This window comes from Leeuwenhoekiella nanhaiensis, from assembly GCF_002744755.1.
In the GTDB taxonomy this organism is placed as follows: domain Bacteria; phylum Bacteroidota; class Bacteroidia; order Flavobacteriales; family Flavobacteriaceae; genus Leeuwenhoekiella; species Leeuwenhoekiella nanhaiensis.
This window is the reverse complement of record NZ_KZ319288.1, coordinates 1-19,356: the sequence shown is the minus strand read 5'-3', so window position 1 is coordinate 19,356 and position 19,356 is coordinate 1. Positions and strand designations below refer to the sequence as shown.

Annotated in this window: 9 protein-coding genes; all 9 read right to left on the bottom strand. The window is 43.2% G+C overall.

Annotated features, from left to right (window positions below):
* Window positions 1-8: 8 nt before the first annotated feature.
* Window positions 9-1,754 carry an endo-1,4-beta-xylanase gene (locus CJ305_RS03735; protein WP_099644915.1) on the bottom strand — a complete coding sequence of 582 codons (1,746 nt, stop codon included), beginning with the start codon at window positions 1,752-1,754 and terminating at the stop codon, window positions 9-11.
* On the bottom strand, window positions 1,755-3,176 hold the full coding sequence (locus CJ305_RS03730) for a sulfatase (RefSeq protein ID WP_099644914.1): 1,422 nt from the start codon (window positions 3,174-3,176) through the stop codon (window positions 1,755-1,757). It lies immediately after the preceding gene.
* 15 nt (window positions 3,177-3,191) lie between these two features.
* Complete coding sequence (locus CJ305_RS03725; protein WP_099644913.1) at window positions 3,192-4,610, bottom strand: sulfatase-like hydrolase/transferase; 1,419 nt, start codon at window positions 4,608-4,610, stop codon at window positions 3,192-3,194.
* A gap of 6 nt (window positions 4,611-4,616) precedes the next feature.
* A complete protein-coding gene (locus CJ305_RS03720) occupies window positions 4,617-6,194 on the bottom strand; it encodes a sulfatase (protein ID WP_099644912.1) in 1,578 nt (525 codons plus the stop codon).
* 10 nt (window positions 6,195-6,204) lie between these two features.
* Window positions 6,205-7,854: a sulfatase family protein gene (locus CJ305_RS03715; protein ID WP_099644911.1), complete on the bottom strand. Its 1,650-nt coding sequence runs from the start codon at window positions 7,852-7,854 to the stop codon at window positions 6,205-6,207.
* Window positions 7,851-10,214: a glycoside hydrolase family 3 N-terminal domain-containing protein gene (locus CJ305_RS03710; protein ID WP_099644910.1), complete on the bottom strand. Its 2,364-nt coding sequence runs from the start codon at window positions 10,212-10,214 to the stop codon at window positions 7,851-7,853. The genes CJ305_RS03715 and CJ305_RS03710 overlap by 4 nt, the downstream gene beginning before the upstream one ends.
* 23 nt (window positions 10,215-10,237) lie before the next feature.
* Window positions 10,238-11,788: a RagB/SusD family nutrient uptake outer membrane protein gene (locus CJ305_RS03705; protein ID WP_189319377.1), complete on the bottom strand. Its 1,551-nt coding sequence runs from the start codon at window positions 11,786-11,788 to the stop codon at window positions 10,238-10,240.
* Window positions 11,789-11,831: 43 nt separating this feature from the next.
* A complete protein-coding gene (locus CJ305_RS03700) occupies window positions 11,832-15,008 on the bottom strand; it encodes a SusC/RagA family TonB-linked outer membrane protein (RefSeq protein ID WP_099644908.1) in 3,177 nt (1,058 codons plus the stop codon).
* 211 nt (window positions 15,009-15,219) lie between these two features.
* On the bottom strand, window positions 15,220-19,116 hold the full coding sequence (locus CJ305_RS03695) for a hybrid sensor histidine kinase/response regulator transcription factor (protein WP_189319376.1): 3,897 nt from the start codon (window positions 19,114-19,116) through the stop codon (window positions 15,220-15,222).
* Between the last annotated feature and the right edge of the window lie 240 nt (window positions 19,117-19,356).

Genomic DNA, 19,356 nt, shown 5'->3' with positions numbered 1-19,356 from the left:
CCGTAGGGTTACAATTGAATCTCTAATTCTTTAGGCATTCCCGGGAGGTTTTTAAAAGTACCTATCAGCTCTTTCCCGTTATGTTTCAATTTAAAAAAATAGAGCCCGTAAAAACCGCGTCCGTCCAGTAATCCTTCGGCATTTGTTTTTGCCTTGAGCTCGGTATGCCACTCCTCGCGTATCAGTGAAAAATAGGCTTTTCCCATAGCGCCCACGCTTCCGTCCTGCTTATAGATGTCAACCTTCCTGTTGTCGTCTTCCTCAAAGCCCCAGAACATAAATTCAGAAACATTGGGATGGCTGAATGCTGCCCGCATAAAATCGCGGGTATATTGCTCACGAATTTCAGGCTCCTGAACATCCATGGTAAACTCAGAAATGCTTATGGGTTTACCCAAAGTCGCATAGTAAGACAAAATGCTCAGGACTTTTTCGGGCGGTGTCAAATCGCTGCCCATATGCGATTGTATGCCTACGCCCTGCACGGCACCGGGCACATGAGCATCTACCCGCCTGATATACTCATAATACCATTTTTGCTTTTGCTCGTCTATACCTCCCTTGCTGATGATACCGTATTCATTGGTAAACCGGCGTACCTCAGGCGCACGTTCCTTAACTATCTCAAAGGCCTCATAGAGAAAGTCTTCTCCGCCCATCAGGTTTTGAAAATCTTTATTGGTATAGGTTTCGTTTACCACATCCCAATGCGAAATTTTGACCTTTGTCGCATCGAGAATACTATACATATGCTCCCGAACGATCTTCTTTACGGCTTCGGGATTGTTTTTATTAGCCTTTACCTCATCGGTATTGTACTGAAATCCCGGCCACATCAGGACATGACCTTTTACCGTGATGCCATCCTGATTGAGCAGCGTTAAGGTATTAAGCGTATTTTTTCGGCTGCTTTTGCGGGCCCAGCGTTTTATTTTAAGATCGTTACCCAGCACCGTGAGTGAAAAGGCATCTTTAAAACGGTCGTAGAGTTGCGGATTGTTCAAAACACTATCAGCATGGAGCATTGCTCCAAAGGGAAATGCGTGACGTACCAAACTGATTTCGACATCGGTGGCAGGTACAGGTTTACCGTCTTTTGTAAATTTCAGTTGAAAGTGACCCTTACGGATGCGCTCGATACGGTCATTTGCTGCTTTACGCCAGGCCGCGTCAGCTTCCATCCCGGCATAGGTGATTGCAGTTTTTGGCAAGGCCGAAAGTGCTGTTCCCGGATCAAAAACTTCCACATTGATATTTTTAAGGCGGAAGGATTGCGGAGAAAAGCCATATTGCAAGACTACGGCAAGATCATCTTTTGAAATGTTACGGGTTGACTCAAACGGAAGATAATAACGCTGCCAGTGCGAACTGATGTTTATCGAATGTTCGAGATTGTCTTTATAGCTGTCTGATTGCTTCAGCTGAATGAGAAGCTTCGCTTCCCCGGTTTCTTCGCTTGATTTCTCAGTCAATGCATCAAAAGAAACCAGAAATACGCGACCCGCTTTAAAATTTTCAGTCTCCAAAGGTAAACGGCTGGCCAGATTGTAAATGAATTTGGGTTGCTCAATAGTTTCAAAAAGAACTTCAAGCGTATCTGCGTCTTCAGCTACCGAAACATTTCCTTCTTTGTTATTGTTTTTTAAAAATTGAAGTCGTTCTGCCTTGAGAATACTTCGACCTTCCGGCACAGTTTGCTGAGCGAAGGCTGAAAAATTCAGAAGGATTAGAAAATAGAGGATTATGTGTTTCATTTATAAGTTTGCTTTCCAGTCGTTAAGGGCCTGTGCCAATTCATTTACTTTATCAGGCATTGTTTTGCTTAAATCTGTTTGTTCAAAAGGATCCTGTTTGAGATTGTATAATTCAAAACGGCCTTCTTTATACCAGTTAATCAGCTTATAATCACCCACCCGTATAGCTGAAGACGGAGTATCACCGGTATTTGCAGGACGGGCATTGGGCGAATGCCAGTACACCATGCGATTTGCTTCAGATTCCCGACCCTGAAGAGCGGGTAAAAAACTCTGCCCGTCTGTTTCTAATGTTTTGCTCTGAGTGAGATCAAGCAACGTGGGAAATACATCCATCAGTAGCGTGAGCCGGTCTGTAGTATGGGGTTGTAGTTTAGTTTTCCAGCGTGCAAAAAGCGGAACCTTAATTCCCCCTTCATACAGCCAGCCTTTACCTGCCCGCAGCGGATAATTTGAGGTCGCCAACTGGCGCTTTTTGGTCCCGTCATTAGAAAGACCGCCGTGGTCTGAAGACAGCAGCACCAAAGTGTTTTCGTCCAGATCGAGTTCGTCAAGCAACTTTAAAATACGCCCTACATTAGCATCCATATTTTCAACCATCGCGGCATATTCGGCATTGTCCTGACGCATTTTGGTGCGCCCGGTGCCTTCTTCAATGTATTCGGGCAGGTTACCAAAATCGTGAGCAGCAATCTCTGCCTGATTGCGTTGCGTATCGGCTTCTTTAGCTTCAATAGGCTGATGCACGGCATAAAATGCAAGCATTGCCATAAACGGTTGCTTCGTATCTCTGTTTTTAATATAGTCTAAAACCTGATTGGTCAATAAATCGGTAAGGTAATCGCCTTCCTGTTCGAGCGCATCTACATCTGGGATGGGTTCTTTTTTAGGCTGCCCCTTACCTTTTGGGGTATTTATGGGATACAGGTAACTCATAGGCGAGCCTGCTGCTCCTGCAGCAACCGAGGTGTCAAATCCAAATCCCTGAGGATTGTTAGCACCACCCCCCAAATGCCATTTTCCGAAATAAGCAGTCTGATAACCGGAAGCATCTATTTGCTTGATGTAGTTCTTCGTATCAGAAACAGTATTCATTTCAAAACCATCATCAGGCACATCACCGTCTTTAATGGGATAACCACCTGTCATCATCGCATACCGCGAGGGCACGCAACGCGGATAATTGGCGTAAGCGTTAGTAAATACCACAGCTTCTTTGGCAAAACGGTCAATATTTGGCGTCTGGTAAATCTCGGAACCCGTAAAACTTAAATCATGGTAACCCAGATCATCTACGTGAATAATCAGGATGTTAGGTTTAGCAGCTGAAGCCGCATCAGTTATGGGCTGATCTCCTGCGCTTTTACAAGCGGTATTTAGCAAACCCGCTACTAACAAAACATATACGACTCTGAATTTCATCCCGGCTGTTTGCTTTTATTTGTCGGCCTTTTCCGCTTTGCGGTGATTCTTCCACATATCCATTTTTTCGGGAACCAAGTATTCCTTTTTCCAGTCTTTAAGCAATTTCAAAAGCTCTTTCGCTTTTTTGGATTCCCGCTCACTTAGATCATAGGTTTCGCTGATGTCTTCCTTTACGTTATAGAGTTCGGTATGATCTTTAAATTGTAGCAATTTGTAATCACCGCTGCGTACCGCAGAAGTTTTAGGATCTCCGGTAGAATGGGGTCTCGCTTTGTTGGAATGCCAGAAAACGGTGCGATCTTCCCAGGTGTCTTTTCCTCTTAGAACTTCGGCATAGCTCATCCCATCTATGCCAGCCACTTTTTTACCGGTTGCCAGATCAAACAGGGTTGGAAATACATCCATGCCTAAAACAATAGATTTATCATCCTGATGCGGTTTCAATTCATCTGCCCATTTTACAAATAGAGGCACACGTATTCCGCCTTCATACAACCAGCCCTTTCCGGCTCTAAGTGGATTATTTGAAGTAGCCAGGTGACGCTCGCGCTTGTTACCGTCATTACTTAAACCGCCGTGGTCTGATGAAAATACAATGATGGTATTTCGGTCAATACCCATTGCTTTAAGCTCTTTTAAGATTCGTCCTACATTCTCATCTACATTTTCTACCATACCCGCATATACCGGATCATCCTGATGCATTTTGCGACGGCCGCCACCTTCTTCAATATAACCGGGACCGTCAAAAGTGATATTTTCCAATTGGGCTTTATTGCGCTTGATATCCTCCTTTTTAGCCTCAATTGGCGTATGTACTGCATAAAAAGCCAAAACTCCCAGGAAGGGTTTTCCTTTTGGACTGGTTTTAATCAGATCTAAAGTTTTTGAAGTCATCAGGTCTGAAACATAATCTCCGGGTTTACCATCCTCTTTAACATTGGGTACCGGAGCTTTATCTCCTTTTTGTATTTTCTCGGAATTGAAGGGATAGAATCGCGTGTGAATACCACCGGTTTCTCCCGCAGCATAAGAACGGTCGTAACCAAAACCTACCGGACTGCTTTCTTCATCTCCCAAATGCCATTTGCCCACATAAAAGGTGCTGTAACCGGCATTCTTAAACTGGCGTACAAAATTTTTAGATTCATCAATTCCGCCCAAATAGCCTTTATCTTCATTTACGGGATAGGTACCGGTCATCATTCCATATCGGGAAGGCGTACAACGCGGATAACTGCTGTAGGCATTTGAAAAGGAAACCGATTCTTTAGCCAGCTCATCGATATTAGGCGTATCATACAATTGCGAACCTGTAAAACTTAGATCGTGATACCCCAAATCATCGGTATGAATGATTAAGATATTTGGTTTATTCTGCCCGGTAACAACAAAGGTCACCATTAAGGCAAGTAGCATTAGGTATTTCATTTAAATTTATTTTTTAGTTTCGTGAACAGCCATCAAATGCGCCTTCAATTTCTCATGAAGTTGCTCTTTGATTGCGTTATAGCTTTTGTCTTTAGCCCAGTTAACCGTCTCCAGCGGATCTTTATCGTAATCGTATAATTCGGTTGCTATAAGCTTGCTCCCATCGTAAGGCTGTGTGCTGCGGTAGTCGTCGTCAAACCATTCGGTAAGGCGGTAACGGTCTGTACGTACCGAATAGCCCATACGCTTACCACGGGCATACTGATGAAAGGCGTAATCCTGATCAATTGTTGTTGAAGGATCTGAATCTAAAAGCGGAACCAGAGATTTACCTTCGGTTTGTGCGGACTGCTTCACGTGAGCCAATTCAAAAACCGTTGGAAACAGATCAACCAGATTTACCGGGTTGTCCACCATTTTATCTTTAGCCACGCCGGGACCTGCAAACATAAAGGGGATGCGCGTAGCCTGCTCAAAATTAGAGTGCTTATTCCACTCGGTATGGTCTCCTAAATGATAACCATGATCTCCCCAAAGCACGATTACCGTGTTATCAAGAACACCTTTAGACTCCAGTGCATCAAGCAATTTACCCAGTTGGGCATCTATATACGATACACAGGCCATATACCCGTGTACGAGTTCGCGTTGCTTGGCTTCGTCTATTTTATCTCCAATATTTAAATCATCATCTATGTCTGAAAAAGCACGCAACTCGCCGAAGGAATGGTAAGCGAACTTGGGCGTTCCTTTACCCAACTCCTGGAATTCTGCTAACGGGACTTCAGCTCTGTCGTATAAATCCCAGTATTTTTGAGGAGCTACAAAGGGTAAATGCGGCTTTTGCCAGCCAACGGCGAGCATCCAGGGTTTGTTTCCGGCTGTTAAAATATCCAGCTTTTTAAGTGCTTCCTGTGTATATAATCCGTCCTGATAAGCTTCGTCTGAAACATCGGCACTTTCGGTGCTGGGTTTTAATTGTTTGAACACATAATTACGAAGTTGCCCGCGTTTTTTTCCTTTGGCTTCTGCCTCTGCAATCAAAGCATTCATTTTAGCTTTGGTTTCCGGATTCTGATAATACTCAAAAGCCGCATCACCATATTTGGGATCGTAATTATCAGGCTGACTGTGCGGAATACTCCAGCTTTTGCCATCATGGCCTTCTGCCGAAGAACCCTTATGATATATCTTACCTATCGCGGTTGTCTCATATCCCTGCTGAATCAGGTATTCGGGCATGGAAATCAAATCGGGTGCGCTTTTGCGAAAATCGGTATGTAAATCCCAAACTTTAGTACGGTCAGGAAACGTACCGGTCATCACACTGGCCCGTGAAGGTCCGCACACTGCGTATTGCACGTGCGCATTGGTAAAACTCACACCCATTTTCGCCAGACGGTCAAAGTTTGGCGTTATCATATAATCAGCTCCATAATGATTTAGCAGGGGCTTCAAATCATCAATAGCGATAAATAAAATATTATTTTGCTTAGGTTCTGAAGAATTTCTTTGTTGTGCCTTACAACACCATAAAGCAAAGAGCGACAGAACAATAAGGCTTGTATTTTTAATGAATTTCATAGCTAATTCTTTAGTCTTTAGTTAAAACGTCCTGTACCGAAGTTTCCTCATCATCACGGTCAACAATCGAACCAAAATCGGCATCGGTAATTTCGCGGAATTCGGCAAGTGAACGATCATCCCCGTATTTCTTTTGAAGTCTGTTAAGCTGCTCTTTCAAATCTGCAACCACTCCGGCATATTGAGGATCGTCAATCAGATTATTCAGCTGATTTGGATCTTTTTCCAGATCATACAATTCCCACACATCAATATTGTAATAAAAATGTGCCAGCGTATACTTCTGGGTGCGAATGCCGTAATGCGGCTGCACATGATGCCAGTAGGGCCATTCGTAATAGTGATAATACATCGCCTGCTCCCAGTCTGCAGGAGTTTCTCCCTTCAATAAAGGCACAAAACTTTCTCCCTGCATTTCAGCATCGGTTTGAATACCCGCAAGTTCCAATAGTGTGGGCGCAAAGTCAATGTTGGTCACAATATCGGTGTTGACGCTGCCTGGTTTTACCATTTTGGGATATTTCACCATAAACGGCATACGCAGCGATTCTTCATAGATAAAACGCTTGTCAAAGAAACCGTGATCTCCCAGGTAAAAGCCCTGATCTGATGTAAGCACGATAACCGTGTTGTCTGTCAATCCATTTTGGTCTAAATAATCTAAAACCCTTCCAATATTATCATCTACCGATTTTACACAAGCCAGATAATCTTTGATGTAACGCTGATATCTCCATTTTTTACCTTCTTCGGCGCTCATTCCCTCGGGCTGAACGATTTCATCGTTTTTAGCCCCGTAAAAATCCCAGGCAATTTTGTCTTTGCCTTTTAAACCGTCGGGTGTAGGCAATTTCATATCGCGACGGCTTAGGTGCTGCATGGTCATTTCGGTATCCCCTGCCGTAAGTTCGCGACCTTCATAATCATCATTAAAGGTTGCCGGATAAGGCATTTCAACATCATCCCAAAGGGTTTCGTATTTATGATCGGGTTCCCAGGGGCGGTGTGGCGCCTTGTATTGCAACACCATCATAAAAGGCTTGTCGCTCTTGCGATCTCTTTCTAACCAGTTTAGTGCAAAATCTGTAGTAAGATTAGTGGCATAACCTTCTTCCTTAACGTCTTCCCCATTTTCGTTAAAAATCGGATCCCAGTAATGTCCCTGCTGCCCTGCGGAATTGTGGTATTTAAACACATCAAATCCCTGAGGTTCGGTTCCCAAGTGCCATTTTCCGAACAAGCTGGTAGCATAGCCATTATTCTGAAATTCCTGCGGAAAGGTCCATTGTGAATCATCAAATTTTCCGCCGCTCTCGTTTTTATAATAGCCGTTCTCATTACTGTATTTTCCAGTAAGTATTGCTGCCCGGCTGGGACCGCAAATCGCATTGGTACATAACACATCCTGAAACAGCATTCCCGCTTCGGCAATACGATCAATATTAGGCGTAGGCGCGATGTCTTTATAAATACCGCCGTAGGCGCTAATGGCCTGAGTGGTGAGGTCATCGGCCATGATGTAGATAATATTGGGGCGTTCGGCTACCGCAGCTGTCTCTTCTGCTTTCTTTTCTTTAGCCTTTAACGCACAGCTCAACAGGGTCGCACTCAGCGCGACAGCGGCAAGCCGGGGAAGTTTTTTAAACAAGTGATGTATCATAATGGATTTTTTTCTAACATTAAATATTGGGTGGCCTCCAGACTCGTTTTCTGAAGATCTTTATCTGCGGAAGAATTACCGGTCATGATGCTGAATGTACCGGGTTCTATTACATAATTGTAGTCTCTATCGTAAAAGGCAAAAGCATCTGCATCAAGCGGAATCTCAACGGTCTTAGTTTCACCGGCTTCCAGCGAAACGCGCTTGTATCCTTTTAATTCTTTTATCGGACGCGTAAAGGAACTGACCTCATCGCGCACGTACACCTGTACCACTTCTTCCCCGGCAAGTTTACCGGTATTGGTTACCTCAACAGAAACGGTAACGGCATCTGTTGCGCTGTCAAAAGTTGCTTTAGAGAGTTGTGGTGCTCCCAGTTTAAAACTGGTGTAGCTTAAGCCAAAACCAAAGGGGTGTAAAGGCACTTTTTTCTCGGTGTTGTATTTATGAATGTAAGCCGTAGGCTTATGGTTATACACCATTTGCAGCTGACCTACACTACGCGGAATGGTAAGAGGTAATTTTCCGCCGGGGTTGAGATCGCCAAATAAAGCTTCGGCAGTGGCCTGCCCGGCAAATGCACCGGCTTCCCACGTATTGATAACGGCAGCTGCCTGCTCTTCCAGTTGAGGCTCTGCGATAGGGCTTCCGCTTACATAAATAACAATCACAGGTTTATTGAGTTCAAGCATGGCTTCTGCCAGTTGCAGTTGATTCCCTGAGAGTTTTAACGTTGCGCGGTCAATATTCTCGCCGGTAGTTTTGCGCGACCAATCGTGACGGAAGGAGTTTTCGCCCAAAACCAGCACGATATAATCTGCATCCTGTGCTTTTGCAGCAGCATTCTTGATATTAGCTGGTGTGATTTCTTTAGAACGGTCACCTGAGTCAAAGAACTCCACCTCATAAGCGTTCTGCTCACCTAGGTGTTTGATACCTTCAAACATGGTCACCACATTTTCTTCCGGCTGCGGAGAAACCCAGTCACCCAGAGTGGTCTGGTTGTCTGCATTGGGACCTGTGATAAAAATTTTCTTTCCGTTACCTGATTTTGAAAGCGGAAGTGTATTTTTTTCGTTTTTAAGCAAGGTAATTGCTTTACGCGACTGCTCTAAAGCGTTACGCTGATGAGCTTCCGAAAAGTTTACAGCTTTAGCTTTTTGCTCATCAACAAACGGATTTTCAAAAAGACCGAGTTTAAACTTGGCAGTCAGAATCTTTTCGCAGGCTTCATTAACGCGGTCTACAGGGAGTTTGCCTTCGTTGACCAATTCGATAACGTACTGGTCAAAAAGGGGGCCGTGCATATTCATATCCATACCCGCCTCTACCGAAAACAGGATAGCTTCTTTGAAATCGCGGGCTACGTGATGCCAGATAGCGATACGCGAAACATCATTCCAGTCGCTTACATAAAAGCCATCAAAGCCCCAGCGATCGCGCATCAAATCGGTCATCATAAATTTATCCATATGACCCGGCATTCCAGCTACTTCATTATGTGCTGCCATTATAGAGTACACATTAGCTTCCTGAACCGCTCTGCGGTAGGGAGGCAAGAAGATTTCAAACAGGGTGCGTTTGGATACATCTGTAGGTGAAGCGTTTAGCCCATTGATAGACGAGCTACCGGCAATGAGGTGTTTGGCACAGGCAATCACGTTTTCTGCACCTGTAAAATCATCACCCTGTAAACCGGTGATGGTGGCAATACCCATATTACCTACGAGATAGGGATCTTCGCCATAGGTCTCGCCGGTGCGGCCCCACCTGGGATCGCGCAGCACGTCAATATTAGGAGTGAAAGACCAGTGCATACCATTTGCACGCATCTCTGCAGCAGTTTGTTTACTGCCTTCTTTAATAAGCGCATCGTCAAAAGTCGCTGCCTGCGTTATGGGTGATGGGTAAATGGTAGAGCCGTTTACCAAACCATTACCGTGTATGGCATCAATCCCGATTAAAAGGGGAATCGCTAATCGGGATTTTTGTGCCAGTTTTTGAAGCTTATTGGCTTCTTCAGGGGTTACGACATGTAAAAATGATCCTATTTTTCCTGCTTCGGTAAGGCGTGCTACATCATCGCTGCGCATCCCGGGATAAAAACCCAGCGCGTCATTTTTCTCCAGTTCTTCGGGAGAAATTTTAGACTCGGCAGCTTTCATATGTTCCAAACCTACATATTGACACATCTGGTACACTTTTTCTTCAAGCGTCATCTGTGACATAAGATTTGCCACACGCTCTTCTACCGGTAAACCGGCATTCCTATAGGTTTTATCAAGCTTCTGCGCGTGTATAGCTGCCGTAGAAAAAACTACAAGCAAACTGAGGTAGTGCTTTTTAAATTTCAATTTCATCGTTAATTTTTATTCGGGTGTTTTTAGTAACCGGGATTTTGATCTGCCGGACTCAATTCGCGGTTTGCTGCCAATTCATCAGAAGGAATGGGTAAAAGCATATTTTTTACACTTACCGGATAGACATAATCTGTTCGATCATCAAATGTGGGATGGGTGTTATGTTCTTCAACCACTTCTTCCAGAAAATACTCGTAGCCTCTTCTTCGGGTATCATACCACTCGTGACCTTCCCCCAGCAATTCGTATTGACGCTCTTTAAGAATACGCGTTCTAAACTCGTCCTGAGAAAGCCCGGCAAAGTCAGCCGGCTGATCTGCAGTCCCATCTGCCGTATTGCGGGCACGGGCCAGCACTTGATTTACGTATTGATAGGCATTAGCGGGACCGTTAAGTTCGTTTTCAATCTCAGCCAGCATCAGTAACAGGTCAGCATAACGCAGCTTTAGCATATTTCGGCTTGTGGTGGTACCGTTATAGGTGGGGTCGAGATACTTTCTAAGAAAGGCATAGCCAAAATTACCGCGTAATTGTACCGGGTAAAGATCCTGAGGCTGAATTCTGCCACCGCGCAGGCGGTCATACGAATTGTAAATAAACGTCGCATCGATACGCGGGTCGCCGGGATACTGATTGATGTGACTGTCAAATACTTCTTTATTGGGTTTTACACGTCCAAATGTAGTTTGCTCCGGTGGTGCAAATAAACTCTGTTGAGGTGTGTAAAAACGCACCACATCAGAATTTCGAATTGCGCCATTCTGCCCGTACTGAATTTCAAATATAGACTCTGATGTATTCTCGTTTCCGGGATCAAAGAGCTCTGCAAAAGTGGGTGTAAGACTGTATTTATCGAGCACCACTATAGCCTCATCGTATGCGTTCTGCCAAAGGGATGGGTTGCCTCTATCTTCTCCGGCCAGAGTCATATAAACTTTAGCCAAAAACATATTAGCTGCATATTTTGCCGGTCTTCCAGGAGTAACCTCTCCGGGTTCTCCCAGTAACTCTTTAGCTCTATTAAAATCTGCAATAATTAAATCGTAAACTTCCTGTTTGGTATTACGTGGAAGGTATAGGGTTTCCTTATTGACACTTTCGGTACGAATAGGAACGCCTCCAAACAAGCGAACCATATCAAAATAAACCGCAGCACGTATAAAGTAAGCCTGACCTAAGACTGAATCTCCGTTAGTAAATGCATCTTCAGGAGCTCCTTCAATATTGCTGATAATTAGATTTGCAATATTAATGGTCTCGTACATCGAAGGCCATAAACGGGTCAACCAAGTATTAATAGGCGTACAATTAAGGGATGTGGCATCTTCACTGGCTCCCTGATTGGAATAGAATTTTCCTGAAATTGGGGCAAGCAGGCCGTGGTAGGCAGATCCGTGATAGGCTCCGCCAGAGTAGCTCACATAAAGTCCATTTAAAGCTGATTCCAGTCCTTCTTCACTGGAAAATACCTGCTCCTCGCTGTAGCCGGTTTGCAGTTCTTCATCTAGCGTTTGCTCACAGCCGGTTAAAACAAACAGGCCAAGCATTAAACTGTATACTAGTAAATTTTTCATTGCTGATATTTTATAATGATGTTGTCTTGTCGTTTTCATAGCTCTAAAAAGTTAGGTTTAGAGATACCGAATAAGAGCGCTGGTTGGGGAAGGAGTTATAATCGATTCCCACACGACCGGGGTCAAAAGAGTAGCTGTTAACTTCCGGATCGAAACCACTGTATTTGGTAAACAACAGGAGGTTTTGCCCGGAAACAGACAGGTAAGCGCTGTCAAAAATGGAGGTTTCCTTCACCGGTACCTGATAGCCCAGAGTAATGTAACTCAGTCTTAGGAAGCTTCCATCTTCTACAATACGATCTGTAAAACCGGTATCTGCTGCCAAGTCATAACCCACTCTAGGATAAGCCCCGTCGGCATTGGTCTCGCGCCAGGCGTCAAAATAAGCTTCACGACGTACATTGTTATTGCTGTTATCTGCATAGGCTTCACGCAGCAGGTTTCCGTTTGCGATCTCATTACCGTAAACCCCGTTGAAAAAGAAATTAAGAGATAAGTCTTTGTAGGTAAAGCCCGATCCAAAGCCATAATTAAAATCAGGGTTAGGGTCACCAATGATGGTCAAATCGCGATCTGTAATATTTCCGTCTCCATCCTTATCTACTAAAAACACATCACCCAGTTGCGGGTCGTTTCCTCTAAATTGGGGTGCCTGCGCCAGCTCAGTCACACTACTAATAATGCCATTGGTTTCAAAACCGTAAAATAATCCGGGCGCTTCACCTTCAATAAAAATGTTTGCAGGGACTTTGAAGAAGTTTCCACCAGACACCTGATTCCCCAGAAAGGCACTGTAGGTTTGGTTTCCAAACGTAGAAGGCTGAATACCCAGTTCACCTACCCGGTTTCGGTTAAAAGCGATGTTTCCATACACATTCCACTGAAAATCCTTTCCATCAATAATATCTCCCGAAAAGCCAAACTCAATCCCTTTGTTGAAGAGTTCGCCCTGATTGGCATAGTAGGTTGGGAATGCTGCAGATCCCGGAAGCTGTACACGCAGTAGCAAATCATAAATACGCTTGTAATATACATCTATGGTTCCCTGAAAGCGGTCTTCCTTAAAACCAAAGTCTAAACCAGCATTGTATTGACTAGTTGTTTCCCATGTCAAATCAGGATTGGCAAGACTGGTAGGCGTTATACCCACGAGGGCACCACCCTGCGCATCAGAATAAGGTACTTCGGTATTATTAAAAGGTACGATAGTTTGATAATTGGGAATACCCTGATTACCGGTAAGCCCCCAACCCAGACGCAGTTTAAGATTTGAGATGGTTTCTGATTTACGCAGAAATTTTTCATTCTGCATTTTCCAGGCAAAGCCAAAAGCCGGAAAGTAACCCCAGCGATTACCGGGAGCAAATTTACTACTTCCGTCTGCCCTAAACGTACCTGTAAACAGGTATTTATTCATCAGGGTGTAGTTTAAACGGCCCAGGAAGGAAACAATTGACTCTCCTTCTTTGTTGAAGAATACCGGTTGTTGTACGCTTCCGAAGGAAATACCGTCTGCCCGTAAATCCTTATTGGCAAAATTTGCAGCCTGATTGGATTGTTGTTGTATATCACGCTGATCTAGAACTACCCCAACGGTACCGTTGATACGGTGGTTCTTATTGAATCGCTTTTTAAACATCAGGGTATTATCGAGGTTATAGCGGAAACGATTTAATGTAGCAATACCTGCTTCTCCGTTAGACTGCTCTCCCCTTCGCAAACCGGTTCCATACCAGACCTTACGTTCTTTTGTACGATAGTCCCCACCAAATTGAACTTTATAATCAAATACATCTGAAATCTCGTATTGTAAAGACATAGAAGCCAGCAAACGGGTTTCTTTAGAAAGGTCATCATAATCTGTAATCCAGGCTCGCGGACCGTCTACGGTTTCTTCAAGTTCAGTGGTCGCGGCATCATCTTCATTGAAGTCAAGCAAGGGCGCACCACTAATGATTTGACGTACCAAACTATTATTGGTAGACCCCAGGTTTTCAGTACCCTTAGAAGCTGAGTTGTTTGCATGCTCTGCAGCCAGTTTAAGGTTCATTTTAAGTTTATCGGTAAGGTCAAAGTTGAATTTGGAGTTAAAGTCTACACTTTTCGCATAGGTATTGGGTATAAGACCCTGGCTGTTTATAAAACCTCCTGAAATGTAATAGTCAGATAAATCAGACCCCCCGGAAACCGCCATACGATGCGTAGTGGTAACGGCGGTGCGATACGTGTCCTTACTCCAGTCTACAGGTTCTAAGCGGGTAATAGTATCTGAGTTTTGAATCATAAACTCTTCACTTTGTGTATATAGGGCAATACTTCCGTTAGGATATTGATAAAAGGTAGGTTCGAATTCGCGGTTGGCGCGTGACTCGTTAATATAATTGATATAGTCATCCGTTTTAAGAACATCAATATTATTGGTAATGCTCCCCAGCCGGGTTGTAGTTGTATAATTGAATTTAGTTTTTCCTTTTTTACCGCTTTTCGTAGTGATAATTATAACCCCATTTGCACCACGTGATCCATAAATGGCGGTTGCTGAAGCATCTTTAAGAATTTCAATGCTTTCAATATCTCTTGGGTTAATTCCCGAAATACCTCCCTGCGGGGCTAAATAGCTGTTTCCTCCTGAAAGCGGGTCGTTCGTATCCTCAGTGGCCGAGTCAACAATAACCCCGTCAATAACGTAGAGTGGTTCGGTATTACTGGTAAGGGAGTTCAAACCTCGTATACGAATACTCGATGGAGATCCAGGCTCAAAACCATTTGCCGAAACGACAACCCCGGGTGCTCTACCCTGTAGTAATTGTTCTACACTTTGGTTTTGGGCAACGGCGTCTTCTTTAGGGTCTACTGTTGCTACCGAACCGGTCAGGTCTTCCCGCTCTACAGCACCATAACCTATAAGTACAATCTGATCAAGCACCTCGCTGGCTTCATCAAGGGCCACATTGACTTCGGTCTGGTCTTCCAGATCAATATATTGAGTTTCAAAACCCACATAGCTAAAAACCAGAGTTGCTCCCTCTGTCTTTACGTTAATCGTATAAAGTCCGTCAAAGTCAGTAACAGAACCGTTTGTAGTACCTTCTACCAAAACCGAAGCTCCGGGAAGCGGAAGTCCCGACCTATCGGTAACTTTTCCTGTTATGGTCTGTTGCGCCCAGATGCTCAGCGGCAACAACATAAAAAGCAGTGTGAGTTTGTTGAAGTGTTTCATAATGGAATTAACATTTATGCTAAACTACACAGATATAACGTTTTCGTGTTTTGCTCAGCATCATAAAAGGTATACTTATCGTCAAAACCAGTATTTATAAGGCATAGGCAGGGTTAAAACAGCAGTAAAAAGTCCGTTTTGACGGAAATTGAACCCCGAAACAAACCCAAAAAGTAGTGTTAACGCTCCGTTTTCTCAGCTGAAAAATAGATTACGACGCATCCCCCTGAAGACTGCTTACAAATTTAGAGGGAGACATTCCGTAGAATTTTTTAAAGGAAGTACTGAAGTATTTGGGGTTTGAGAAACCAGAGCTGTAAGCAACTTCCTTGATGCTGATATCTCCCCGAATGAGTAAGGTTTTGGCGTGCTTGAGTCGCGTATGGATGATAAAATCCTGAGGAGAAAGGTCAACCAGGTTTTTGAGCTTCATATATAAAGACGTACGGCTCATTCCAAAATTCTGGGCAAGTTCATTTACCGAAAAGTTATTGTTTTCAAGATTTTCAAGCACCGTTGCTTCCAGGCTGTTTACAAATTCCTGATCGCTTTTATTCTTAAATAAAGCTGCCGACTCACTATCGCTTTCGTGAACGTATTTCTCACGTAGTTTTTTCTGCCACTTGAGTGCATTGATGATTTTGGCCTTAAGCAATTGCATATCTAAAGGCTTCTCAATATACTCTGCAACCCCACTCTCAATACTTTCAAGTTTCTGTGTGGAGTTTTGCAGCACCGTCATCATAAATACGGGGATGTGATTGAGGTTGATGTCGTCTTTTACGGCTTTAGCAAACTCAAGGCCATCCATTTCAGGCATTATTAAATCTGTGAGGATCAAATCCGGGAAGAGCTCCTGCGCCAGATCAAAACCGGCCTGGCCGTTTATAGCCTCGTGCACATCAAAATAATGCGAAAGATTTTCTACAATGAGATCGCGTAACTGGTCATTATCTTCCACCACCAGAATCTTACTGTCTGCAAACTGACTGATCAGTTCGGGTTCAAGAGTGTACTTGGGTTCCTTTTCTTCAAAAGCCCTGCGAAGGCGCTCCTGCTTTTCAAACAATTCTTCTCTTGATTTTAAAATCAAGGTGAACGTAGTACCTCTATTCTCTTGGCTTTCGAAACTAATGTTACCATCCAGCTTATCAATTAGCTTTTTGACCATAATCAACCCCAAACCGGTACCCGGACGCTGACTGTTGATGACATTACGTGCGCGATAATATCGCTTTAATATAAATTTTTGCTGATCCTGAGGTATACCCATTCCTTCATCGGCAACTATCACTTTAAGTGTATTATTATATAACTGAGAAAGCTTTACCTGAATAATTTCGCCTTCAAAAGAATACTTAATCGCGTTTGAGATCAGGTTGAGTACAATTTTATTAAAAACCTCTATGTCCTGATAATAGGGCGCATTTCCCCATTTATTTTCAATCTCAATATGCAGATCTCGTTCTTCAAGTAAAGGAGCAAGATCCTTTTGCAAACGATTAAAGTATTTTACCAGATTTATTTTTTCAATGTTTTCTGTGACACTATTCTGAGAAGTGACTTTGTGAAAATTAAGCATTTGTTCAAACAGGGAGTTGATGCGCTTAACTGTGGCTTTTACCCGTTTATTTGATTTTTTATCACTATCGCTTTCGGCAGACACCGAATCTAAAGAAGAAAGCAATACGGTAAGTGGAGTTTTTATTTCGTGCGTAATATTATTGAAGAAGGCAATTTGCTCTTCGGCATTGCGCTTATTAACAAGAATACGGGTGATGTGTATGGTAAGTATGATCAAACCTATGACTAATAAGGCATACAGTATGTAAGCCTCGGTTGTTGCCCACCAGGGTGAAAGAATTATAATCTCAAGTTTACGTACCGGGCCATACTCACCAAACTTATTTGCTGCTTTTATCTCAAACGTATAATCCCCGGGGTTAAGGTTGGTGTAGGTCGCAGTTGTGATGGAGACTGGCTCTGTCCATTCTTCATCAAAACCTTTAAGACGCCAGCTGTACTTCACTTTGGAAGCATTGTGTAAAATGCCAGCAAAATCAAAGGCGATGCTGTTTTCGGTGTGGGGCAGAATAAGTTTATGCGTCTCATTGATATGTTTGAACAGGGGTTTTTCACCCGGCGTTACGCTTTTATTGAAAAGTTTAAAATCAGTAAAAACGATCTTTGGTGCTGCATCTTTAGCCTCGATGCGCGTAGGATCAAAAATACTGACTCCCCTGGTTCCTCCAAAAGCAAACCTTCCATCTGAAAAACGGGCAAAGCTTCCATAATTAAACTCTGTACCTGCCAGGCCGTCGTTGGTATCATAAACATTGATCAGCGTATCGGTCTCGCTCATTTTTATATGTGCCAGACCATTTGCTGTACCTGCCCAGATGTTTTGCTCGTCTTCCAATAAAATACCCTGCACGATATCAGAAGGTAATCCGCTACCGATATCTAAACGTTTTACCTCTTCGGTATCCCTGTTGTAAATGAGAACACCCGCTCCGTTAGTAGCTATATAATACCGGTCTTGAAAAGGTTGTACAGCATTTACTGTAGAGTAGGCTAATGTATTTTTATCTGGTTTGATGGCTTCTACTAAGGTAAACTCATAGGTGTCTGGATTAATACGGTATATACCATTGCGCCCTGAAGCTAAAATCATACCCTCCTGATCCTGAACAAGATTTTTAATCTGGCGTATAGGTAATGTTTTAGCAACCCGGTCATTTTTAATTTGGGTAAGTGTACCATCTACTCCACCAAACCATACGGAACCATCTCTAGTCTTTAAAATTGCGTATACCTTATCAACTCCCACTTCAGGCTTGATTGTGGGATTATACGATGTGCTTTGTAAGCTATTAATATTTACTTTATATGCACCATCATTATAGGTGCCCACCCACATAAAATTTCCGTCGGGTTCTAGAGCCAAAACGATATCTGCATTAAGATTGGTTTGACTGCCAAGCTTTTTGATGTGTTTCCAGGTTTGGTTTTGCTCATTATAAATACTCAGGCCTTTTTTGGTTCCAAACCATAAGTTTCCCTTTTGATCCTGAGCGATAGCCCGGGTAAAGTTGGAAATGATACTATTAGCATCGTTGATGCGGTGACGTATTTTATCGAAAGAGCGCGCACTGCTATCGTAATAATTCACCCCACCGCCGTAGGTGGCAATCCATAAAATATTCTGATCACCCAGAAGTAAATCATATACCCCATTACTGCTTAAGGAGTTGGGATTGTTATCATCATCTTTATACTGTGCCAAAATCTCAAAATTGGGACTTGTATAAAATACTCCCAGCCCATCTGTAGCTATATAAAAATTGCCATCAGAATCTTTGATAACATCAGTAATATTGACCCTTCCGGGACAGCTGAAAGCCGTCAGTTCAAGACGATTTAGATCGCTTGTCGCAGAATAAAGTTCACCGGCACGATTGCCAATGTAAAGTCTTCCATCCAGGAGACCTGTATACGTTATGCTGGTATTTTTCAGACCGGAGAATGCCGTAGTGACTTTACCTCCCTCGGTAGCTTTAAACAGACCTGATGTTGTACCGATGAAAAGCGTGTTATCCACCGCAACGAGACTCTGTACTCCTATGGTCTCAAAATGTTGTTTAAGTTTTTGGGTTTTTGGGTTGACTTCCCAGACCCCGTTAAAAGCGCCTACCCAAACTGTACCTTCTGCAGTCTGGGCAAAGGCTTTAACCACCGCGGGATTGATAGCGTCTTCAAGGTCCACCGCATCAAACCGGTCTAAGTCCTTATTATAATAGCAAATACCTTTATCAGTCCCTGCCCACAAATTACCCGAACGGTCTATAAAAAGGCTCTGACTTCTGTTGCTTAGCGACTCTGGCAGACCATTATACGTATTATAGATTTTTGAATTATTGGAGTCGTGTCGTAAAATACCCTCTTCGGTAGCTACCCAGATAATGCCCAAACTATCTTGTTCTACCCGGTAGGTAATGCTTTGTGTAGGTACATTTCCCGCCGAAAGTTGGGTGAATTCAAGATCGCTCTGTGCCATAACGGGCACAAGAAAACAACCGTAAAATAAGAGAATAATGAAATTTTTCACGATAACTATTGTCGAAATAATACTAAATGGTGCCTCAGATTTTAAATATAGCATTAATTGAATAACTCGCTAAATTTTATTTCATTCCGGGAATGTTCGGATTAGTGAGTTATGCTTAAAAATTTAAACTGAGTAGAGTCGAAGGAAGATATTTATATGTGAAAACAAAAAACCCTTCAGATTAAATCTCAAGGGTTTTGTTTTAAAACGTGATCGCGACAGGATTCGAACCTGTGACCG

What these genes read in the sequence shown, in the direction of transcription:
- CJ305_RS03735 (WP_099644915.1), bottom strand. Translation starts at nt 1,754, where the DNA reads ATGAAACACATAATCCTCTATTTTCTAATCCTTCTGAATTTTTCAGCC.
- CJ305_RS03730 (WP_099644914.1), bottom strand. Translation starts at nt 3,176, where the DNA reads ATGAAATTCAGAGTCGTATATGTTTTGTTAGTAGCGGGTTTGCTAAAT.
- CJ305_RS03725 (WP_099644913.1), bottom strand. Translation starts at nt 4,610, where the DNA reads ATGAAATACCTAATGCTACTTGCCTTAATGGTGACCTTTGTTGTTACC.
- CJ305_RS03720 (WP_099644912.1), bottom strand. Translation starts at nt 6,194, where the DNA reads ATGAAATTCATTAAAAATACAAGCCTTATTGTTCTGTCGCTCTTTGCT.
- CJ305_RS03715 (WP_099644911.1), bottom strand. Translation starts at nt 7,854, where the DNA reads ATGATACATCACTTGTTTAAAAAACTTCCCCGGCTTGCCGCTGTCGCG.
- CJ305_RS03710 (WP_099644910.1), bottom strand. Translation starts at nt 10,214, where the DNA reads ATGAAATTGAAATTTAAAAAGCACTACCTCAGTTTGCTTGTAGTTTTT.
- CJ305_RS03705 (WP_189319377.1), bottom strand. Translation starts at nt 11,788, where the DNA reads ATGAAAAATTTACTAGTATACAGTTTAATGCTTGGCCTGTTTGTTTTA.
- CJ305_RS03700 (WP_099644908.1), bottom strand. Translation starts at nt 15,008, where the DNA reads ATGAAACACTTCAACAAACTCACACTGCTTTTTATGTTGTTGCCGCTG.